This is a genomic window from Teredinibacter turnerae T7901, from assembly GCF_000023025.1.
Classification (GTDB): Bacteria; Pseudomonadota; Gammaproteobacteria; order Pseudomonadales; family Cellvibrionaceae; genus Teredinibacter; species Teredinibacter turnerae_B.
Genome location: NC_012997.1, coordinates 4,186,231 through 4,209,189 on the forward strand (window position 1 = coordinate 4,186,231; position 22,959 = coordinate 4,209,189).

Consider the following 22,959-nt stretch of genomic DNA (forward strand, 5'->3'; position numbering starts at 1 on the left):
TAAGGCCTTGATGAAAGACATCTTAATAGACGGTAAAAGTGGCTGCTGGTCGCAAAAAAAATTATGCCTAAGCCGTGAATCGATACGAATTGACCACACGAGGAAAGCGGCCGCTAGGCCACCCCACATAAATCTAAGCCGGCGACTCCGCGAGTAGGTTAGCTTACACCCAACGACGAACTTGAGCGCGGTAAGTGTCGTACCTGCTTGAGAAGAGCGCGGCTAAGTGGCTTTCCTCTACACGCACCTGGCTGTATAGCGCGGTCAAACCCACTGCCAGGCATAGCAACGAGAACACCGACGGCAGCGCCAGAAAAAACCCCACCTGCGCAAGCGCAACACCTAAATACATCGGGTTGCGAGAAAAGGCATAAAAGCCATCTGTTATAAGCGCTTCAGGGCCTCCGGGTTTAACACCGGATGCCCAATGGTGACCCATACGAAAATGGACAACAAGCACCCAGGCGAATCCGACTGTGAGCATAATATCGCCCAAAAGGAGTGCCGCCGATTGGTTCAGCGATGGAAACAACCCAAGGTAACTGTCCAGACCAGGGAAAATTAAGCGAAACACACACGCCAGCCAGATAACCACGCGAAAAAAGCGGAATACCATGTGATTCCACCAGTTTGCACAGAAACGTGTGCCCGCGAAGACATATTCCCGGCCGGTGCGCTTCTTTTGAATAAGGATACGCAAGGTATAGAAGGCGGCGACAAAGGTGAAGAAACACGCAAGGTAGACCCGGTTAAAGTCAACCAGCTGGGGTAAATACTCTGATAATTGCATAGATGAACCAAGGGTGGGCGCGCATTGTACATGCCCGAAATAAATGGAGTGCGCAGCGAAACTTCACAGCCATTAGATCAGTTTTAGAGAAATGGGTAAAGCCGACGGGGCGGATAAAAATAATGGAGACGACGATTGCCGATGGTGATAGCGTCTGGTGGTGATGGTGTCTGCCAAACTAGACTACTCAGTCTAAATTGCACAACAGCCAAACAAACGTGAATAAAGAAAAAGATTATAAAAACAAAAAAGCTGGCAACATAGGCCAGCTTTTTAAGATTCGTTTTGCCGCTTAGCTTATAGGGCAACGATGTTTTGCGCTTGTGGGCCTTTCTGACCGTCGGTAACGGTGAATTCCACTTGCTGGCCTTCAGTAAGGGTTTTGAAGCCAGAGCTTTCAATAGCGCTGAAATGGGCGAAAACGTCAGGACCGGAAGGCTGAGAAATAAAACCAAAACCTTTAGATTCGTTGAACCATTTTACGGTGCCAGTGACTTTGTTAGACATAATAAGATCCTGCAAAAAAATAAACGGGTGCCTATAAAAAGGCGAGGTAGCTGAAATAAAGACTGATATTTAGAAACTACAGGACGAAGAACTACAGAGATACTACGAACGGGAGAGTATAAAAAAAGCTTGCTTCCTAGCTAGGGCGCAAGTTACAGGCCTGATACAAAACAGTCAAGCACTATTTTTAATAATCTTCATCGACACGGATTACTCAGAAATCAGGCCTGTCGCTGATCAACGCCCCACGGCGCGCAATAGCAAGTCAAAGATTGCCGTTGCGGCAATGCCCGATTGCGCATTACCGTTGCCAAGCAGCGACGAATCCGAGGCTATGAGAATTGCACCATCCTGGGGATTTTCCGTGAGCGCACCGTGGGAGCCTTTAACCAGGGACGTATCGAGCGGAATCAGGTCCATTAGATAGCGAAACCCAAGTTTCTTCTTAAGGAGAATTTTCGCCGCTTTTAGCATTGGAAAGGTTATTTTCGGATCGACGAACAGCTCTACCGGGTCATAGCCTGGCTTGCGGTGGATATCCACGCAACGAGCGAAATCCGGTGCGCGGCTGTCGTCAAGCCAGTAGTAATAGCTAAACCAACAGTCGGGCTTGGCGATGGCAATCAGCTCCCCGCTGCGCTCATGGCTCAAACCGTGTACCTGTTTGCCCCGCTCATCCAGCAGGAATTCCACCTCGGGCTGTTGTTCCACCAGCGCGCGCACGGCTTGTAATAGGCCTTTGTCCTGAACGTAAATGTGCGCCACTTGATGGTCCGCCACCGCAAACACACGGCTCGCGCCAGCATCCAGCAGCTCCAGACCAAGCTCCTCACGCACCTTTAGCCATCCTTGTTCACGGAACAGCCGGTTCAAATGGCAAGCCTTGTTGACCGGTTGAATGCCATATTCCGATAACACTACCACCCGATAATCGTTAGCGTCTGCGTAATCAATCAGCTGCCCGCACACCGCATCGATTGAGCGCAATTCGTCAGGAATACTCGGATGTTCAGGCCCAACTTTTTGCATCGCGTAATCCAGATGCGGCAGGTACACCGCCGCAAAGTCCGGCGCGCGCATTTCCAGGGTGCGCACGGCGGCATCAGCGATCCATTGGCTGGACACAATACTGCTTTTGGGCCCCCAGAAATTGAACAACGGAAAGGTGCCCAGCTCCTGATTGAGCATAGCGCGCAATTCACCCGGTGCAGTGTAGATATCGGGAAGTTTGCGACCGTCAGCCGGATACATCGGGCGCACCGTAATCGCGGTATCCGCCGGGCAGTACATGTTGTACCAACAAAAAATATTGGCGGTGCTGGCCTGGGGTTGCTGCTGTTTTAGTTGAGTCCAGATTTGTGGGGCCTGAACCAGGTGATTGCTCTGATGCCAAAAGCGTATCTCTGCCTGATCGCGAAAATACCAGCCGTTGCCAACAATGCCATGCTGCGCAGGCGCCGTCCCGGTAAAATACGTGGTTTGCACGGAACAGGTAACCGCCGGCAGCATGGAGTGAATATGTGATTGCGCCCCCCGTTCAGCCAGCTGTTTCAGGTGAGGGGTATGTTCGCCAATATGCTTGGGGCTTAAACCCACTACATTCAAAACCAGCAATTTTGCCATTGATCGGTACGCCTTGTATTTCGAGAATTACGTTGGTTATCAGGTAGGGGGGACGGCTTACGCCTCAGAAGATTTAATCGGCTTCTGGCCTCGCAAAACTGAATTGCCCTCGAACAATTCCGCCTGGTCAAAGTCCGCAGTCTGCCAATCTTCTGCCGCAATCTGACCGCTCTGCTGGTAGGCCGCCAATGCATTCGCGTAACACATTTGGTGAACCTCCGTTTGAGGAATGCCGGACTGTAACATCAGGTTGGCTGTTTTCGGCACCGCCATCGGGTCGGACACACCCCAGTCTGCGCTGGAGTCGATAAAAATGCGCTCTGAGCCATATTGCCGCGCAATATTCACCATTCGCTCGCTGCCCATTTTAGTTTGCGGATAGAGCGTGAATGCGGTCCAATAGCCGCGATCTAATACCGCCTTAACGGTATTTTCGTTGTTGTGATCAATCACCACCTGCGACGGCAATAAGCCGTGTTCCTCGCAGATATCCATCGTCAGAATGGTGCCTTTGAGTTTGTCTCGGTGCGGTGTATGTACCATTACGGGAAGATCAAATTGCTTGGCTAATTCCAGCTGCGCGCGAAAATATTTTTCTTCCAACGCCGTTTGTTCATCGAAACCAATTTCACCGACTGCCACCACACCCTCTTTTGCCAAAAACAACGGCAGGATTTCCATAACCGCTTCCGCAAGCGGTTCGTTATTGGCTTCTTTCGAGTTCAAACCGATAGTGCAATAGTGTTTTATTCCAAATTGCGACGCGCGGAAGCGTTCCCACCCCACCAATGACGCGAGATAATCTTTGTAGGTGTCTACCGATGTGCGTGGCTGCCCGAGCCAGAATGCCGGTTCGATAACAGCCACCACGCCCGCTTCCGCCATTGCCTGGTAGTCATCGGTGGTGCGCGCACTCATGTGTACGTGTGGATCAATATACATAGTCAATACCTCTCAGTTGTCCCACGCTGCGAGGTCTTCCCAGCGCAATGTATTAGCAGGTTGATCGGGAAGTTGCGCGGCCAGGGTTTGTGCCTTTGGCAGGTTATTTTCCCGTAAGCCGAGCACAATCGCCGCTCGAATTTTTGGCGAACTGATCGCCGATTGGTGTTCTAAAAATTGAAAATCCGCATCGCTGGATGCGTTCCAGGCAGGGCAGCAATAAAGATCCCAGGGGACCGGGCGCGATGCTGCCTGACGCTCACGAGCGTAATCCTGCAACATCGCCACCAACGCCGAATTATTACGCTCGCGTACGCCGACAATGGACCAAATGGGTACCGCAAGGAAAGCCGCTTTTAGTACCAGCTGGTTCCATCCAGCAGCATCGAAATACCGCTGTGGGTAATCGGTGTGATGGGCAACCGCACAAAATACGCTTTCGATATTACTGCGTGCAGCTTCGCGCGCGCGCTCCACAAACGTTTCGCCGTCAGGAATGAATTGCAGGCTCTTTACCAACACTATCAGCTCATTGACATCAGCGGTTTTAAACAATTCGGACATTGCCGCCGTGTACTCATTCGCATCGACGAGCGCGGCCAGTTCCAGCAAAATCAGTAAACGCGCTGCCTGACCCATTGACCAATTTTGCAAGGCGCCAAACGGGTCCAGATCCGCGTCTAACTCCAGGTGTGTTGTTGCCGATTTAAACCAGCGCGGCGCCATGGCAAAATTTAAAAAGAATCCGGCGCGCGTATAATTGTTGCGAGACACCTCAATATTCGCCGTCAAATTCTGCCAGCCCGGGCCAGTACTCAGTGCTTTTCGCAGACCGTCGTACAAAGGTTGATTCTGAATATTTTTCATAACAATTGGCTTTAGTGTTCGGCTTAGGCTTTCGGTTGCAACACGCACTTACAACAAGTAGTTACGACATGTACTTACGACAAGTTGCTGCGACAAATTATTGTGACAAATAGCTACAACAAGCGCATATCTGAGCAATCTATTTACTTTAAGCTCACGACTCGCGTCACCCCGCGTTTAGCTGGCGGCATACCACTTTTGTAGAAATATGCCAGCAGCAAAACAGCAGGCGGTAAATAGTGCGATCTGCGTTTGCCCCAGAACCAGTAGCAAGCTGGTATCGATAAGGCACATTCCCGAAAGCAAGATACCCACCGCCTGTGGAATATTTCGGCGCGCGCCTGGCATTAAATAGCGAATGCCATGCGCGATCCACAGCAAGGTTAAAAGTGCAGCGGCAGCGGCGAGAAAATCAAAATATCCCACACACAACAAAAACAGTATAAAACCGCTGGGGCAAAGCAATAACACAATTGGCCAGCGGCTCTCGAGCGAATTTACATGTTCCGACCGAGCTAAATAGGTAATACCTGCGATATAAACCAGTAAGGCCGCGCCTGCAACGAGTACCGCCGTATTCGGCGTTGCGATGACGCTCGCCGCTGTGATATAGACCAGCAGCCGACAGCTGCCCATCATCCAGGCCGCATGCGGCCATTGCTTGTGTCGCGCGTTGTACAGCAGAATTGCCGCCAGCAGCCCACTGGCAGACACAATGGGCAGCCATTGTTGGCCGTCATTTGCGGCAAACCAAAGCAATACCAGGGCAAGCGCAACAAAACCACACGCGTAAAATGCCACTTCGGTAACCGACACATCGCCCCGTACAATTGGCCGGTCTTGTTTGTGCGCCCTATCCCATTCAGCATCGAAAGCGTCATTCAAAAACATACCGGCCAAATAAAACAGACTTAGCGCCGCCAGCGTCAGTGCGATCTGTACGCCATCGTTCTGTACACTAACCTTTAGTACATCGTTGCTCAGCGCACTATTGCTAAGTGCACCAGCACCCAAGCCACCAACCAGGGCCATACCGGCCAGTGTGTTAGTCCAAACCGTTGGCAAATTAGGTATACGCCCAAGCTGCATTATCGTATTTATTTTCATCTCAGTCGCTCCAGCACCCAGTCCAGTTCTCGCGCAATGCTGTCTTCAATGGTCGCGGTTTTTAATGGCTCAGGCAGCACGCCGAAGGTGTAGGTTTCGACTTCCAGATGGGTGGAATAAATATTGTCGTTTTGTGCCGCCAAAAATTCGATTAAATCCGCCTGCGTTGTACCCAGCCCATCTACGGACTGAAAAAACACCGGCACATGAAAATGACTGCGTAATTCCTGGTGTGATTGAACTGCCGCCAGCGCTTCTGGTAAATCCAGAAAAAATTCAGTGCTATTATTTTCACGAATATTGGACTGGTGTAAATACACCCCCTCAGCAAAGGAAGCGAGTTTGGTGCGTGTAACATCATCAACCTTGTGCACCTGTAACGCCGAGCTCAACTGAACTTTGTGGATAGGCACACCAGCCTCCACCAGCATCTCTGCTGCCGCGCGGGAAGATTCATACATTACCGCTGCGTGGCACGTGTCCAGACAGACACCGAGATATTGCTTGAGCGAGGCGAGCGACAATGACTGTCTATCCTTTTCGTCGCCACCGCGCGCGTCAAACACCAGTTCACGCCAGCGCTCCAGAGCGCCTTCACTAAAAAGATGTGTAGTAAAAAAGTCGACCGTTTCCGATGTGGTTTCAAGAAAGCAGCCGGGTTCCGGCTCAAGAGCGAGATGGATACAGTGACCCGTTTTTTGGTGTAAATGGTAGAGCGCAGCAGCAACTTTCAATAAATTATGGACAGCTGTTTCCAGTTTGCCTTGCGCTAGCAAGTCCGGCTTAAAACCAACAGGCACCGTAGAAATACTGCCGTGCATACCCGCAGGTAAAAGCGCCGCCAGCAACGTCGCGAGTGTTTCGGTGTATACCACTCTTTCTGGCGTCGTCCAGTCTGGCTGGTAAACCGCTTGCTTCACTGGCGCGCCGTGAAACTTACCGTAAGGAAACCCGTTGATGGTGAAAACGTAAAGCTGGGTTTCATTTAACCACTGCTGAAAAATAGATAAAGCCGCGGCGTCTCGCGCAAGCGCATGCGCGGCAACAGCAGAAAGCCGCAGGCCAACCCCCATGGGCTGGTCAGGGCAAAATCGGCTTTTCACCTGTGGCAAAGAGTGTTGCAATGCCTCGAAAAAAGGTGACCACTCTTCGCCAGGGTGAATATTCGTGCAATAGGTGAGATGGCAATGATGGTGTAATTGCATTAGCCCGCTACCCGCGCAAGGCGATTCTCACGCTTGGCCTGCACGGCTAATTTATCGCGCGCGCGCAGCAATGCCTCGGTGTCTATTTCGCTGGCTTCCAGGGTTTTGCCAATATCAGTTAGCAAGGTAATGCACAGGCGGCCACCCAGGTGCTGGCGAAATTCTTCGAGACCGACCAACAACTCGCTATTACCCTGCCCGTCTGCACTGATTAATGCGTCATCCCACAGGCTAAAGCCTAACCCTTGAATTACCGCTAACACCTGGTCACATGCAGCCTGGTTCAATAACCCGATTTCCACTGCGTAGAGCGCATCCAACGCCATTCCAATGGCTACAGCTTCACCGTGGGACAACGCGTGTTTGGTGAGCGACTCGAGCTTGTGCGCACTCCAGTGACCATAATCCAGTGGGCGGGCACTGCCCTGCTCGAACGGGTCACCGCCAAGACAAATCTGATTGAGGTGCAGCTGGGCACAGCGTTTTATTAAATGGTGTGTTGCTCGTGGCTCACGCGCATTTAATGCCTGCTGATTTTGCGCAATCCAGAAAAAGAATTCCGCATCGCGAATTAAAGCAACTTTAACGGCTTCAGCAAAGCCGGACCGAAAATCGCGCGCACTCAAGCTATCGAGAAAAGCTGCGTCATTAATGATAGCGTGCGGTACAGCAAAGCAGCCAAGCAAATTTTTGATACCCTGACTGTTAATACCGTTTTTTACTCCCACACCCGCATCATTTTGCGCGAGCACAGTGGTGGGCATGCGAATCAGGCGCATGCCGCGATGAAAAGTTGAGGCTGCATAACCAACCGCATCCAGCACACCACCACCGCCAATTGCGACAATAAAAGATTGACGGTCCATACCTGCGGCCAGCATTAAATCGTATATCGCGTCGATTTGGATTTGATTTTTTGCCGCCTCACCGCCGGGCACAGGGTGCACAGCATCAACCAGGTTTAATTCGTGCACACTGCAGTATTTGGTGATCGCGTTTGCCAGTTCCGGGTTTACATCCAATACGCCCTGGTCAATAAAAAATTGCAGCTTAGGCACAGCGCCCTTGTGATCCCCTTTAACCTCGCTGACGAATGTTAAATTTTCGGCTGCAAAAGCATTACGGGTAAAACACAAAGGGTAACTGAACTTAAGAGAAAAGCTCGGGTACAGCGGTGAGTCATCCATTTCACTGGACGGGGGGACGTTTGAATTCATGTTAATAACCTATCACTGTTCTGCACTGCGGCGCACAGACATGCTACCAGGCAAAAAGATTCACTCTAACAAAACCTCCCTGCGGCAAGGGTAAACACCAGAGTGCGTTGGCGTGAACCCGTCGTTCATTCCTATTGACCATGTTCGCGAAACCTTTGTTCGCGAAACCTACGCTTGCGAAACCTGCGTTTACGAAACCCATGTTTGCGATGTGGTAATTGCGGATGGCGCTGTGCAGTTGCTTTTTATAATTCGTCGCTTGTTTTTACGATTATTGTTAGTTTTGCGCTGCATTGAATGAGTGTTAACAGGCTCTAGGTTAAACCATAGAACCGGCGATAGCTATCCGCAGCGCGCGCCATTCATTCAGCATCGCGCACCAGGCGAACCATCTTAGCGCGGATTCGCTCATCATAGGTGGGCGCGCCATTGGCGTAATCCACATACCATGAATAGTGGGTGTAAAAATGGTATGGAGAAGAAGACCACACTTGCGCGGCTGGGGTTCCCGGAAACAGCGCCAAGTTTATCGCCGGTTGTTCGCACTGCATTTCCACGAGCGTGGATAATTCGCGGATATTTGCGAGGCGCCAGTCCGTATGGCCAGCAAAGCCGCCGTCCGCATTGAGTCCTGGCGCAACCTGAAGCGCTTCTGCCCAGGTCATTGCTCGGGGTTCTCCGTCGCTGCAGTTTGGCCCCGTTGCCCCCGCTAAACACGTCATCCACATTAAGCGGGTGCGGCTGTCGGTCACTGTACCGTCACCGTTTTCTGCAAAAAATTCTGTCGACATGGTCGCGGGAATATTTTCTGCTTGGCATCGCTGCTCGGGCGAGTCTTGTGCAATGGCGCGGCCAATCAAACCGAAGAATGCACACACCAATAAGGTTCTTATAATCATCGAATCAACCTCGGAAACGTTAACCACAAACGCTATGGGGACGAAGGCGCGTCGCGTACCAGCCGCACAAAGCGACTATTGTTGCGCTGAAGTGGCGCGCTGTAGCCGAACTGAAAGCTGACCGCCCATGCACTGGTAGGCTTGCCCACGACAGGGGAGCTACTCCAATAAAAATCGTTTTGCGTATGGGAAAAGAATTCGCCGTCCACGGCTGGCCGCGACACACCAAAATTCACCAGGCTCTGCAATTCCTGCAGACTGGGCAAACGCCAGTCGGTATACCCGCACAAACCAGCTGCATTTACCCGTTCGACGAATTCACCGGTGTTGCAATAGGTCGCCGGGCTGCTTTTGTTATAGCCTGCGCACTGATCATATTTTTGGTTCCATTCGCCGACCGCGCCGCCATTGGCGGCCACTTGCCCGCTGTACCAGGTGAAGCGATCGTCGGCATCGTGTAGACCACCGTTGCCGTTTTGATCGTCGGCACTAACTTTGGCTTCCCACATTAATCCGCTGACATTATCGCGAACACAGTGCCATTCTTTGGCCGACTCTGAGAGTGTTTTACCGGTACTGCTGATTTTGCTATAGGAAAAACCATTGTCGCTGCCATAAAGCGTATCGCGGCCACGCATGCAATCCTGCTGCGCAAGAATATCGCCCTGCGCAAGATCACCCTCAGGTAGTTTTTCAGCATTGATTACGGCACTGCAATCCTGGTTTATGTCCTTCGGGTAATTTCCACCCCAGGTAATACCCGTATCATTCAGTTTGCGCTGGCTTGCGGTGAGATCTGGCCCGGGCTCCGGCTGGCATGCCGCCAAGAGTACACCGGCGGAAAACAGCAGGCCGAGTGTTGGTAGAGTTTTCATAATTATTGTTTTTCTTATTCGCTTAACGTCGTAAATATCTTACGGCAAAGTACCGCAGGGTTAAACAAAAAACCCGGCTCAAGGCCGGGTCTGTCTTGCAAAACACGAATCAGGTCAGCACCCCAGGAATTACATCCGTTTCGTAACGCTGATACACGGAAGACTGGTGTGCATTCAGCGCAACTGCGGCAGTGTGGATCATGTTGAGCGGCGTGTAGCCCGCGCCACCGGCGTTAGACACGCCGCGCTGAATAGCGCCACCGCCGCCGGCCATAATCAACGGCACATCGCCGTTACCGTGCGCATCGCCGTTACCCATATCAGTCACTTCACACACAACGGTGTCATCCAGAACACCACGATCGCGAAGCGCCTTAATGGTGTATGCCGAGAGGCTACTCATATGGTTGCGCGTCTCGCTGAAGTGTGGGTAACTCGGATCACCATTGTTACCGCCGTGAATTGACGCATGGTAAATACCGCTAAAGTTCAGATAAGGGAATGCGAACTCGCCCTGGTGGTTACCAAACGCCAGCGACGCTGACGCGGTGAGGTTACAGGAGAACGCGAGCGCGATGATGTCTGCCTGCAGATTCGCCTGCTGCTCGAAGGTATCGTACTCCAGTGCGAAGGGGGCTGGTGCGCTGCCGGCACTACACGACAAGCCGCCGCCAAGATCCGCCAGCCGCGCTTCGGTTTCTTCGATGGCGGTGAGGTGAGAATCCAAGCGCTGACGCTCGTAGTTGCCCAGCTTGCTGTTCAGAGCACTTAATGCGTCTTTGTGCGCATCGATCACACTGCCCTTACCACCGGTATTACCGCCGCCACCGCCAAGATTGCCAAACAGGCGATCAAACGCGTTGAAGGGGTTATCTTCAAACGGAACTTCCGCACCGTTATCCTTAGTCAGGTAGCCGTGGCCATTACTGTGCACACCGAGGTTGATGTAGGTAAACGGCATGCCGTCACTCAGAATCCGCCCCATATTCACATCAAAACTGTCACCACCCCAGCTGTTGTTGATGATGGTGGGTACAACACCGTGTCCACCGCGATGGTGACCCATACTGCGGAGGAAGTTACAGTCGCTCGCCACGGTACTGTAGGGCTGCGACATAATCGGGAATGACGTGAGGTTGCTGTTTGGCAACCAGCGGGATGGGATACAACCGTCCGGACAATAGATGACCAGCGATTTACTCGGCCCATTCTGCGCTTCAGCCAGGCGGGAGAGCATCATCCCCCCTACCAGCGGCGACGCATTCATGAGCCCGCGCGAGATTCCTGCCGAAGATAAGACTTTCAGGAAATCACGGCGCTTCTTGTCGAACTTATTCTTATATGGCTTTTTCATGATCTTAACCTTTCAAAATATGGGGTCACAATTGGGAGCCTGCCAATGCGGCGGCCTCGGCCGCCGCGCTCAGGCGATTAGTTGCTGCGAGACCAGGCTTTGCGGTAGCGCACTGCGTCCATAACGCTCATGCTCTCCAGCATCGCTCTTGGGCTCTGCTCCATCATTGTGTTTGTCAGGTCGCGAACCTCACAGGCGTAGCCGTTTTGCTCGGTGGCAGTCAAGGTCGGACCTTCCAGGTCGTCGTTGTCGATACCATCAATACCCACACCGGTGATAAACCGGAACAGGTTCTGCGGCACACACTGCTGCACATTGGGCAGATCGACGAGGACATGGCCTAGACCTTTGGTGCCCTGGAAGTCGATAGATACGTCCTTATCGTTGAGGTTCTCTGGTGCGTATAGCTGACCAACCGAGTCGATAACGTTGCCACGCAAATCGGTGGTGCGCACATTACCAACGGGGTCGAAGTCTTCCATACCGAAGCCCAGTGGGTTGATCCATTCACGGTGACAAACCTGACAGTTGTCGTCGCCAGTAACCGCGGCGTACTTCATGCGGTTGGTGGTTGTCGGCTCGGCCAGGTAATCCGCAAGCTCTTCCAACTTGGCTGCCCGGTCGGCGAATACACCGGCAGGTGGCTCAGGCTGATCTTCACAGAGCATGCGACGACGCACCCGTACCGAACGGCGAATTGGCGAGGTTTCCACCTCTTCCGCCCAGCGCGCCATGAAGGCACCGTTCGCCAGAATACCGCCGCGGTTGGTGGTATTCACCATCTGGAAGTTGCTGCCGCTTACGCCGTTAATGCCGTAGTGCTGCGCCAGTGGACCGTTGACGAAGGTGTAGTTCGCATCGTAAAGCGAGCTGAACTGTTCGTTCTCATCCAACATTACGTGGGCAAACACTTCGCGAATTTCCTGCTTGAGGTGTGGAATCACGGCATCGAAGTTCGGCCAGGTAGCGGGATCTTTCGGCGCGCTCTCCAGGTGCTCGGTATCCAGCCAGTGAGCAACGAAGTCACCCATGCGGTCGCGAACGGCACTGGTGTTCAGCAGACGATCTGCCTCCGCCAAAATGTCGGACTCGGTGCGCAACTGGTTGTTCACGGCTTTCTGCCAGGTAGTGTTGTCTGGCGCGGAACCTGTGTAGGTGTAGCTCAACCAGGTGGCCATTTCGTAGGAGGTCAGCTCGTACGAATCGCTGTCCAGACCATTGCTGGTACTGGGCACACCGATCTCACTGCGATACAGGAACTGCGGTGAAGACAACGCGGCTTCCAGCGCGAGCTGAATACCGGCTTTCACATCACCCCCGGTTTGCGAGCCGTTCGCCATGCTGCTGTATGTCGTGCTTTCTCCGCCCTCAAGTGGGCGACGGAAAATGCGCGGCAGCAGGTTGTTGACGAACTGGTTGGCACAGGTCTGGTTGAAGTTGCCGTTACAGGTCAGGATCGCATTAAAGTTGGTGTCGGCAGACCACTGGGCAATATCTTCAGCAACCGATAAATAACTGTCGTAACTGTTATTTACCACTGATGAGTGGGTGTTGTTGACGAAGTAGCCAATGATATTGTCAGCCGCCAGGCCAGTGGAAGCGTTGAAATCCACACCCAGTAGGTCTTCGACTGAGTGCTGATACTCTTCACGAGTTAACAGTTTTAGCTGACGGGCACCATAGGTCACCGGATCGTTACACACCAACTGCTGGCTGTCGTTCCAGAAAGTCGCTTCAAGGAAGTCGACAATCTTATCGGCACACTCCTGATCACACGCAGAAGGCATATTGCGCGGCATTTCTGCTGCAATATAGGCTGCCATTGTGGTCTTATCGCGCGCTGTATTCAGCGATATGCCAATCGAACCACCGCCTGCGTCGGCACCGTGACAGCTCGCGCACTGCGCAGAGTACTCCTGTTCGCCCGTTAACGCGCTGCCCGAGCTTGAGGAGCTGGAGCTGCTGGAGGACGAACTGCTGGAGCTACTGCTCGAGGAGGAGCTGCTGGAGTTTCCACCACCCGGGCCATAACACACAGGCGCCGTAATGTTGTTGTTGTGGTTACCTTGCATGCCAAAGCTGGTGTTGCCGCCATTCGCGCTCAGGTTGCCGTTCCAGCCTACGTTGGAGGCGGTGACGGTGTTGCCACTTTCAACCAGGGTCGCGCTCCACGAACCTGTCAATTGTGGGTTCTGAGCGAACTCGAGGGTAATTTCCCAGCCGTTTGTTGGCGTATTTCCGTTGTTAGTAACGGTAATCTCCAACTGATAGCCAGTACCCCAGTTGTTGACGATGGCTGCATCACAGGTCACCCCGCCGCTGGAGCTGCTGCCGGAACCGGAGCTGCTGGAGGACGAAGACGAGCTGGAGCTGCTGGATGAACTGGAGCTACTGGACGACGAGGATGAGCTGGATGTACCACCGTTCTCAGGAACCAGTTTGTAAAGTTCTCCAAGGTAGTTCACTACAAACAGCTCGCCGTTGTTAGCTTCACCAAACGACGAAATGTAGAAGTTGGTATCAAAGAGCTCTTCACGGGTGTAAGAACCATCGCTCTCACGGGTTACCGCCCAGATGCGACCAGACTGATAGTCACCCATGATGTACTGGCCATTACGTCCACCGATCGCGCTACCGCGATACACGTAACCACCGGTAATCGACTGGGAGATACCGTGATCCAACTCCATGATTGGATCGACATAAGGTCCACTGGTATTACAGCTATTGCTGGTGACGTGGAAACCTTCGTAGCAGCGCCAACCGTAGTTGCCACCCGCTTCGATGATATTCACTTCTTCCCAGGTCGCCTGACCCACATCCGACAACCAGAGTTCGCCCGTTTGACGGTCAAAACTCCAGCGCCAGGGGTTGCGCAACCCGTAGACGTAAATCTCGTCGAGCACGTTGTTGTTACCAACAAAGGGGTTATCGCTAGGTACGCTGTAGGTAGAGCCACTATCCACGTCGATACGAATCATGGTACCGAAGTAGTTGGTGGTGTTCTGCGCAGCGTTCTGTGGGTCGTTGGCGGAACCACCGTCACCGAATGCCGCGTACAGATAACCGTCCGGACCAAAGTGGATGTCACCACCATTGTGGTTTGAGTAGGTCTGCTCGAATGAGAAGATATCCTGCCGTGAACCACTGACCAGACTGCGACCGTCAGACGACTCGGTGTAGCGAGCAATTACAGAGGTCATCGGATTAGACGCCGGTGTAGTCATGGATATGAATACACTGTTATTGGCGGGATAATCCGGATGGAACGCCATACCAAGCACACCGCCCTCGTTCTCGGAGTCAACGACGTTGGACAAATCGAGATAGAGGTTTTTAGTCGTGGTGTTCTCGTTGTTCGCATCTATCCAGTAGATTCGGCCATCTTTCTCCAGAACATACCAGCGGGAGTTATCGCCAGGCGCCTGCAACATACCAAGCGGCGAATCGAACGTCATGTTCGGGAACGCACGCTCAATTTCCACAGGTTCAGGATCGCCACCTGGGTTGTTGTTGCCGCCACCATTCGCACCAGTAACGTCCAGGTCAACACTCCACACGCGCTGGGCACCTGTGATGTACAGGGTTTTACCATCAACACCACCAAAAGTTGCATTGGTCACATTGGCAGAAACGTTGATTGTCGCAATCTGGTTACCTGAAGGTGTGAACACCGATACGCGCTGGCCATTGTGTTCAGCCACGTAGAGGTTACCGTGACAGTCAACCGTCATACCGTCCGGGTTGTTCAGGCTGCTGACCAGTACTTCCGGTGCGCCTACCTGACCGTTGCCCGCAATCGGGTACAGCAACAGCTGACCGGAAGAAGAACCGACGTACAGGGTGTCTTCATCAGGCGAAAGCGCGATACCGTTTGGATTGTTGAGTGAGCTATCAATCAGGGTGACATTGCCATTAGGTGCAACACTGTAAACACCCGTATAAGGCTGTCCACCGGTGTTACCCTGCTGGTAATTCGGATCGGTAAAGTAGATGGTGCCATTGCTCGCGATCACCAGGTCGTTCGGCGAATTGAACACATTGCCATTGTAACTTGACGCCACAGTGCTGCGCGTGCCGTTGGCGAGGTTATAGCGCGAGAGGCCACTATATTTGTGGGTCGCCGCAATCACTTCACCGTTACCGGCATAGGCCATACCATTGCTGCCCGCATCGTTGATTTGCGTGCTCATTTGGCCGTTCGCTGAAAGCTTCTGGATGCGAGAGCTGTAATTGGCATCGAACAGGAAGTCGGAGAAGTACAACGCCCCGTCAACCCACACAGGCCCTTCGTACAGTCCGCTGCGATTTCCGTTGGCTCCAGGAATCGCGCTAGCAGTCATGGTACCAGAAGGCGCCGCGCCACAATTGCCACCCACCATGCCCGAGCTGGAAGAGCTGGAACTGCTGGAGGACGAACTGGACGAGCTCGAGCTGGACGAACTTGAGCTGCTCGAAGAGGAGCTGGAGCTGTTGGACGAACTGCTGGAGGACGAGCTGGAGCTGGATGACGAAGTAGAACCGTTGCCACCGCCCGTCTCACGGGAATCACAACTGATGGGCTGGTCAGAAATTTCGATATCATCCATCCACACATCAGCATTGTTGTTACTGAAGCTGTGCCAACCGAAGAAGGCATAGTTCAGTTTGCCATCCAACCACTGAGTGTTGCCATTCACACCGCCATTGTTCCAATCGCTGATGGAGTCAATGGAGTGGATCAACTGATTATCCAGGTAGGCGTGCAGCTGATGGTATGGGCGATTGCCGCCGAGCATTTCCACCACAACACAATGCCAGGTGTCAGCCGCTATCTCAGGACCGCTGTACCACTGACTCTGGGGCGGAGAAATGTCATCGCTAGGCATTTCGTTGGTGCCTACGTGACCTTTGATCTGGCCAAAGCGCACTTCGTTGTCGGCCTGAGCGACATTGCCGCGCACACCGAAAATATGCTCGTGGTTATCGCCAGCTTCGTTACCGAGCTTCTTGCTCATGTAAACCATTGCTTTCAGATAAACCTTATCGAGCCCGGCAGGCAGAGTGCGAACAATCTGCGCAGGGGCTGCACCGCCCTTGAAGTGCACAGAGTTGTTACCGGTAAATGCCCGCGTGTTATCAACCAGCGCATAGACACTCTGGCCGATATTGTTGTTCGGATTATTGGACTGCCAGCCAACAAAGTTGCCCCAACCGCTGGGCTGCTGATTTACGCCGGTGGATTCAAAACCATCGGTAAAGTTAATCAGGCTGCCACCGGAACTTGACGAACTGCTGGAAGAACTCGAAGAACTGGAACCTCCGTTCGAAGAGGAGGATGAGCTGCTTGACGAGCTGCTGGAAGAACTGGAACTGCTGGATGAACTGGACGAAGTGCTGCTGTTAGAGCCACCACAGTCGCCACGCGGACCACCACCGCCAGTCTGGCTGTTACAGGTATTAATACCTATACAGCTGGAATTGTTTTCCCACCCCCAACCATTATCTGTGTTTTCACACATTGGCCAGGAGTAGCCATACCATTCACACTCACAGGATTGCGCCTGCGCTTGGGAGACCGAGAAGATCGACAGCGTGAGCGTCGCTGCGAGCAACCGTCGGCTCAATTTGAATGGGATATTATTCATTATTAGCCCCCACGAATTTTTGGAACGGGACAACGGCGTAGCCCCGGTGGAAAACTAACGCCTTAGTACCAAACCACTGTACAAACGCTAGTCGATTTACTCGCGCAGCATAATCACAGGTTTTTTGAAAGTCTATTAGGTAAAAAATGCCTTGATGAGGATCAACGAACCACGGCAGTTAAATATTCATAAAAAAGAAGCAGAGATATATCTTCATTCAAGATATTTATGAATAAGTTCTTATTTTTATTAACATTTGAAATATATATAACCAATTCTTATAGCCATAAAATTTGTTGTTTTTGGCTATTAAAACCCTATGCAAGATTGCTGAACACGACAAGGCATTCATTATCACCGGAAAAGTCTTAATTCCTCCTCTTATAACCTAGGCTCTTATCACTAATAGTAGTTATTACCATTAAGACTTTTTCGCGAGTGGCAATTTGTCGCACCGAAACCCTTGAGTTTTCAAGTAAAGTGAGCCCTGAACTGAGATTAAAATTGTGTTTGTGAGGCTAGCTAAATCAGTTTTTTACCGTGATAAAAAGCAACCAAAATACATTGTTGGATTGTGATGGAAGCCATACCTCTGCAATCCTGTTGAGCGTGCTCCACTGGATTTCAATTTACAGTCGATCACACTTTTTAAAATTCGAAATAAACAGGGTAAACTTTTAAGCAGAAATACGTTCTTATGCAATTGTTGAGATACTCAACCTCTAATCAGATTTTGTAGCTAAATGCAGCGCTGCCATATTTTTAAGCCAACTGGTTAGCTTAAAGGCCAATTACTGTTCCCTAGAGCAGCCTTAACGGTTAATAACAGCTGCAAAAAAAGTAAACAGAGCCCTACGAAGCAAGAGCTCATTATTAAGAAGCCTTAAAAATCACCGATTAGTTCGAATTTTTTGCCTCCCAGCCTAGTCACCGCGGTGCAAAAAAACGTTTTTGCGCACCGCATATCGGAAGCAAAATCCACTTAACGTTACACACGTTAAATATGCGCAAGCACAACATACGGTAATAACAATAACGATAAGAGATTACGAATATGATCCGGCACCTACTTACCCTCAGCACAACCTTTATCGCTGCCACATTAATTGCCACGCTCAGCGCGTGCAGCAAGCCTGAGAATACCCAAAGTAGTCAAACCCCAGGACGCGTCATCAAGGCAGGCACAACACAAGTGGATGAGCTCCTGGATAAATCCGGGCTCAATCAACAAATATCCCAATTACCGGCAATGGTACTGGCCGCCACCGACGACCAGTTACGTCGCGGTGTGGTTGAGGTGGATAAAGTTCGCGCGATATTCAGCGAAACATACAACCCGGCCGACCTTCGATATCAGGCACGCAGTTACCTGCTCGACCACCTCGATGAAGCGGAACTAAATAAAATACTGGTGTGGCTGGATTCACCGTTGGGTAAAAAAGTCAGCGCGGAAACCAGCCTGCCCGGCAGCCCTTCAGCCCGCAGTAAGGTGATGGGACCCTACCCGCAGCTATCGGCAAACAAAGCACGCGTGAAGCAGGTTCAGGAACTTGAAAGTTACCAAAAGGCAACTGACGACGCCGTGGACCTGCAAATGGCGATACGAAAATCGCTTCAGCTTGCGATTAACCAATCCCTGCCAGAAGAAAGGCGTATCAGCGAAGCGGAATTTCTGGCGGACGACCAAAACATGCGCCCGCAACTGGAAACACGGATGAAACAGTCTATCGAGGCGACAAATCTGTATAATCTGCAATCGCTCAGCGACAGCGAGCTGAACGAATATATTGCTTTTTCGCAGTCGGATACTGCCCGCAGCTATAGACACGCGCTGTCCGAAGCCCTCCAGGCGGCCCTTAAAAGCGCGGGCAAAAAGGCCGGACTGAAACTCGCAGCACTAAATGCCGGATAATTTATGAACATCTTACTCAATGCCGCCCCCCGTTTATGGCCATGGCTGACGGTGATTGCCGTTTGTGTTGGTTTGGAGGCTGGCGCCTTGTATTTTCAGGAAATCGTTGGCCTTTACCCTTGTGAACTATGCATTTACACGCGCGTATGGCTGACTGGAATGGCTCTGGTAGCGCTCATCGGTATTTTCGTGCGCGGCTTTACCTGGCCGCGACGCCTTGCTTTGCTGGCACTATTCGGTCTGACCCTGGCATTGTGCCGCACCACCTGGAAACTGTTGGGAATCGACTACGGTTTCGGCAACGACGGCGCGTGCAGCCTGGTCGCCAATTTTCCTTCCTGGGCGCCACTGGACCAGTGGTGGCCAATGCTGTTTATGATCCAGGACGCTTGTTCAGCGACCCCCGAAGTCATGTTTGGTTTGAGCATGGCCGATGGCTTGGCCGGAGTGTGTGTCGGCTTTGTTGCATGTCTGTTGCTCGCCATCCTCGGAGAATTCAAAAGCCGCGATGAGGCTACTGATTAAACCGGCGATCAAATAGATGATCCTATCTATTTAATCGCGCACCCTTGAAATACTGACGAAAATGTGTGAATTTTCTGATATTTCAAGGGCTTAATTTGCCCATCGGACAATGGCGGTGCTTCCCTGCCGCGCCTATTAACTTCGCAATTTTCATTGCCAGGTTAATTTTCATTGACAAGTTAATTTTCATTGACAACTTCATAGTCGCGAGACGTTCTCGCCAACAGGCGCTCAATAAATTGGGCGCTACTTGCTCGCTGCCAAAATAAAGGAGGCGGCCCCGTGAGCCATTCAGGACATTTTTCCGCAGTTACCCAACCAATACGCAACGATAGAGTCAGAGAGAGACCCAGTGCGGCATTTGCGCCTGCGCGCGAGCGCATTGTTGTGGCGGATGCGTTGCGCGGGTTTGCACTTATGGGGTTGTTTATTGTTCACATGGTGGAGTATTTCGAACTCTACTGGTACCAACCGGAACCCGGCTGGATACACAACACGGTGTTCTTTTTATTCGGCGGCAAAGCGTACGGTGTTTTCGCCCTGCTGTTCGGCCTGAGCTTTTATATTATTCTCGATAACCACGCCCGGCGCGGTCGCGACTTCCGTTTGCGATTTTGCTGGCGGCTTATGCTGTTATGGTTTTTGGGGTATGTTCACAGCCTGCTCTACGCAGGGGACATTTTGCAACTGCTCGCCATATGCGGGTTTTTACTGGTTATCTGCCAGCGCCTCGGCAACAACGCTCTGTTATCTATCGCCTTATTTTTTCTCATCCAAGGGCCGCAGATATTGGTTATTGCCTGGTACACGGTTGTCGGCGTCGATTATCAGGCTCCGCTTTTTATTCCGCATATGGTGCGCAATTTCGATGTTTTTGCTACCGGCAATATCAGCGATTTGTTGCGCTATAACCTGCTCGCTGGCCAAGTGGGGAAATGGTTGTTTTTCTTCGAAACAGGACGCCTCTGGCAACTGATCGGGTTAATGTTTCTCGGTGCTTACACAGGCCGAATCGGCTTATTTGAAACGCCGCTACCCCGCGTCGCAACATTGTTTAAGGGAGTGATTGTCGCCGGGGCGGCTTATTTTTTTATTAGCTGGTGCACCGCTTTTATTAGCGGGTTATTCACCGAGGGCATGGCCCGATGGGCAGCAGAACAACTGCTAAGTTACTGCGCAAACCTCTGCGTGATAGTGGGCGGCGTGAGCCTTTTTCTCGCTGCCTATCAGAGCACATTGCTGCGACCAACTATCGAGAAGCTGGCACCAGCCGGACGCCTGACATTGAGTTTTTACTTGCTGCAAAGCGTAGTTTTCGTGCCAGTGTTTTACGGCTTCGGGCTCGGCGGATTCGCATTTCTGGGGCAGGCGTGGAGCCTGGTGTTAGCCATAGTCTGCTGCCTGTTACAAATTATTCTGGCAGCGGTTTGGCTAAAGCATTTTCGCTACGGTCCGATGGAATGGGTCTGGCGCAGGCTGACTTTTTTAGGCGCCAAAAACTAGGGCCCGCTCACAAGCCCTAGTACTGACTCGATTTATTTGATGATGCGGTATTCAGCGGAGCGCGCGTGTGCTTCCAAATATTCACCCCGCGCCAAAACAGAAGCCACCTCACCCAACAGCGATGCGCCTTCTGGCGAGCAGTGAATGATAGACGAGCGCTTCACGTAGTCGTAAACACCCAGCGGTGAGGAAAAACGCGCAGTGCCGGAGGTAGGCAGGACGTGGTTTGGCCCTGCGCAATAGTCGCCCAACGATTCCGAGGTGTGTCGCCCCATAAAGATAGCGCCGGCATGGCGAATAGCGGCCAAGTAATCGTCCGGGTTTTCTACCGACAACTCCAGGTGCTCCGGCGCAATGCGGTTGCTTAATGCAATCGCTTCAGCCATATCGCGGACGTGAATCAAGGCACCACGGTTGGCCAGCGAAACTTCGATAATGCCTTTGCGCTCCATGCCTGGCAGAAGCTTTTCAATGCTCTGGTAAACCTTATCGATAAACGACCCGTCCGGGCACAACAGGATTGCCTGCGCGTCTTCATCGTGTTCCGCTTGGGAGAACAAGTCCATCGCCACCCAATCAGGATCAGTTTTGCCATCGCACACCACGAGAATTTCCGATGGACCGGCAATCATGTCAATATCTACGGTACCAAACACTTCCCGCTTGGCGGTGGCCACAAAAATATTGCCAGGACCAACAATTTTATCGACCTTCGGCACCGTCTCCGTGCCATACGCCAGCGCCGCGACTGCTTGCGCGCCACCAACGGTGATAACCCGGGAAACCCCGGCCACCGCAGCTGCCGCCAGCACAATATCGTTCAGCTCACCTTTCGGGGTTGGCGTAACCAGCACAACTTCCGGGACACCAGCGACTTTTGCAGGCACTGCCGCCATCAAAATCGACGACGGGTATACCGCCTTGCCGCCAGGCGCATACAGACCAACCCGGTCAAGTGGCGTCACCTTCTGGCCCAGCACTGTGCCGTTCGCTTCGGTGTAAGTCCAACTGTCTTGCTTTTGATGCTGATGATAAGCCTCGATCCGCGCCGCGGCTTCACGCAGCGCCGCGACCTGCGACTCAGGAATGCGCGCGAGTGCCTGTTCCAGCGCATCGCCTTCCACGACAAGTTCTGCCGCAGATGCGACCTGGCGGTGATCGAAGCGGTTGGTGTACTCCACCAAGGCCGCATCACCGCGCTCGCGCACATCCGCAAGAATGGCTTTTACCGTTTGTGTAATATCGTCATTGACCGACGCATCCCAGGCCAAGAGCGCATCCAGGCGCTGGTCGAACTCGGGATCGGCGGTTGTTAAACGGTTGATCAACATTTTTTCTTTCCACACAACAATTAAGCAGCAATACGCTCGTTCACCGCCGCACTGACCGCGTCGATCAAGGCTTCAATTTCACGGTGTTTCATTTTCATCGATGCTTTGTTTACGATCAGGCGTGAACTGATTTCACAAATAGTTTCTCTAGGCTCCAAACCGTTCGCGCGCAGGGTATTGCCGGTGTCGACAATATCCACAATTTCATCGCACAAGTTCATGATCGGTGCCAGCTCCATCGCCCCATAGAGCTTGATGATGTCCACCTGGCGCCCCTGCTCCGCGTAATACTGGCGAGCGAGGCCGACATATTTGGTCGCAACACGAATACGCCCGCTTTTTTGGGGAACGCCCTTGATGCCAGCGGTCATCATACGACACTTGGCGATATGTAAATCCAATGGCTCGTAGTAACTTTTGCTATTGTGTTCGATCAGCGTGTCCTTTCCGGAAACGCCCACATCCGCCGCACCAAACTCGACGTAGGTCGGCACATCCACGCCGCGCAAAATCAGCAAACGCACATTCTGCGAGCTGGTTTCGAACAACAGCTTGCGACTTTTCTGAATATCTTCCAACGGCTCGATGCCCGCGGCCGATAACAGGGGCAGCGTTTCCTCTAGAATCCGACCTTTGGTCAGAGCAATGGTAAGTTGCGACATGCTCGCTCCTAAG

General features: G+C 52.2%; 17 protein-coding genes. 3 read left to right on the forward strand and 14 right to left on the reverse strand.

The annotated features are described in order from the left end of the window. Nucleotides 1-163: 163 nt before the first annotated feature. The 12 genes from TERTU_RS16795 to TERTU_RS16855 all read right to left on the reverse strand — a co-directional run bounded on the left by TERTU_RS16795 (nt 164) and on the right by TERTU_RS16855 (nt 17,013). Nucleotides 164-790: a methyltransferase family protein gene (locus TERTU_RS16795; RefSeq protein WP_041590300.1), complete on the reverse strand. Its 627-nt coding sequence runs from the start codon at nt 788-790 to the stop codon at nt 164-166. 297 nt (nt 791-1,087) lie between these two features. Beyond that, the gene (locus TERTU_RS16800; protein WP_015818005.1) at nt 1,088-1,297 is read right to left on the reverse strand and encodes a cold-shock protein; all 210 of its coding nucleotides are present in this window, start codon (nt 1,295-1,297) and stop codon (nt 1,088-1,090) included. A 237-nt stretch (nt 1,298-1,534) separates the two neighbouring features. Then, nucleotides 1,535-2,920, reverse strand: coding sequence for an alkaline phosphatase family protein (locus TERTU_RS16805; RefSeq protein WP_015817562.1), 1,386 nt, complete (start codon nt 2,918-2,920; stop codon nt 1,535-1,537). Between the two features lie 57 nt (nt 2,921-2,977). Next, nucleotides 2,978-3,862 carry a TatD family hydrolase gene (locus TERTU_RS16810; RefSeq protein WP_015817101.1) on the reverse strand — a complete coding sequence of 295 codons (885 nt, stop codon included), beginning with the start codon at nt 3,860-3,862 and terminating at the stop codon, nt 2,978-2,980. Between the two features lie 12 nt (nt 3,863-3,874). Continuing rightward, the gene (locus TERTU_RS16815) at nt 3,875-4,729 is read right to left on the reverse strand and encodes an EboA domain-containing protein (RefSeq protein ID WP_015820547.1); all 855 of its coding nucleotides are present in this window, start codon (nt 4,727-4,729) and stop codon (nt 3,875-3,877) included. Between the two features lie 177 nt (nt 4,730-4,906). Continuing rightward, complete coding sequence (locus tag TERTU_RS16820) at nt 4,907-5,836, reverse strand: UbiA family prenyltransferase (protein ID WP_015820113.1); 930 nt, start codon at nt 5,834-5,836, stop codon at nt 4,907-4,909. Beyond that, complete coding sequence (eboE, locus tag TERTU_RS16825) at nt 5,833-7,041, reverse strand: metabolite traffic protein EboE (RefSeq protein WP_015817648.1); 1,209 nt, start codon at nt 7,039-7,041, stop codon at nt 5,833-5,835. Before eboE ends, TERTU_RS16820 begins: the two co-directional genes overlap by 4 nt. After that, nucleotides 7,041-8,258 carry a 3-dehydroquinate synthase gene (locus tag TERTU_RS16830; protein WP_015817956.1) on the reverse strand — a complete coding sequence of 406 codons (1,218 nt, stop codon included), beginning with the start codon at nt 8,256-8,258 and terminating at the stop codon, nt 7,041-7,043. The genes eboE and TERTU_RS16830 overlap by 1 nt, the downstream gene beginning before the upstream one ends. A gap of 362 nt (nt 8,259-8,620) precedes the next feature. Beyond that, nucleotides 8,621-9,157 (reverse strand): Lcl C-terminal domain-containing protein, encoded by a 537-nt coding sequence (locus TERTU_RS16840; RefSeq protein WP_015818858.1) that lies wholly within the window; start codon nt 9,155-9,157, stop codon nt 8,621-8,623. A 32-nt stretch (nt 9,158-9,189) separates the two neighbouring features. Further along, nucleotides 9,190-10,032: an Lcl C-terminal domain-containing protein gene (locus TERTU_RS16845; RefSeq protein WP_015819905.1), complete on the reverse strand. Its 843-nt coding sequence runs from the start codon at nt 10,030-10,032 to the stop codon at nt 9,190-9,192. A 109-nt stretch (nt 10,033-10,141) separates the two neighbouring features. Further along, a complete protein-coding gene (locus TERTU_RS16850) occupies nt 10,142-11,299 on the reverse strand; it encodes a DUF1552 domain-containing protein (RefSeq protein ID WP_018013848.1) in 1,158 nt (385 codons plus the stop codon). A gap of 164 nt (nt 11,300-11,463) precedes the next feature. Beyond that, nucleotides 11,464-17,013: a PQQ-dependent sugar dehydrogenase gene (locus TERTU_RS16855; RefSeq protein ID WP_015820821.1), complete on the reverse strand. Its 5,550-nt coding sequence runs from the start codon at nt 17,011-17,013 to the stop codon at nt 11,464-11,466. A 1,054-nt stretch (nt 17,014-18,067) separates the two neighbouring features. Here TERTU_RS16855 and TERTU_RS16860 point away from each other — a divergent pair. From TERTU_RS16860 to TERTU_RS16870, 3 genes are all read left to right on the forward strand, one after another. Beyond that, nucleotides 18,068-18,925, forward strand: coding sequence for a DUF2059 domain-containing protein (locus TERTU_RS16860; RefSeq protein ID WP_015818265.1), 858 nt, complete (start codon nt 18,068-18,070; stop codon nt 18,923-18,925). A 3-nt stretch (nt 18,926-18,928) separates the two neighbouring features. Further along, a complete protein-coding gene (locus TERTU_RS16865; RefSeq protein WP_015818614.1) occupies nt 18,929-19,450 on the forward strand; it encodes a disulfide bond formation protein B in 522 nt (173 codons plus the stop codon). Between the two features lie 282 nt (nt 19,451-19,732). Then, the gene (locus TERTU_RS16870; protein WP_015816806.1) at nt 19,733-20,953 is read left to right on the forward strand and encodes a DUF418 domain-containing protein; all 1,221 of its coding nucleotides are present in this window, start codon (nt 19,733-19,735) and stop codon (nt 20,951-20,953) included. 32 nt (nt 20,954-20,985) lie between these two features. On the opposite strand, the gene hisD is transcribed toward TERTU_RS16870, so the two are convergent. After that, nucleotides 20,986-22,284, reverse strand: a complete 1,299-nt coding sequence (hisD, locus tag TERTU_RS16875; RefSeq protein ID WP_015817617.1) for a histidinol dehydrogenase — start codon at nt 22,282-22,284, stop codon at nt 20,986-20,988. A gap of 20 nt (nt 22,285-22,304) precedes the next feature. Then, nucleotides 22,305-22,946 (reverse strand): ATP phosphoribosyltransferase, encoded by a 642-nt coding sequence (hisG, locus tag TERTU_RS16880; RefSeq protein ID WP_015817948.1) that lies wholly within the window; start codon nt 22,944-22,946, stop codon nt 22,305-22,307. Nucleotides 22,947-22,959 lie beyond the last annotated feature (13 nt).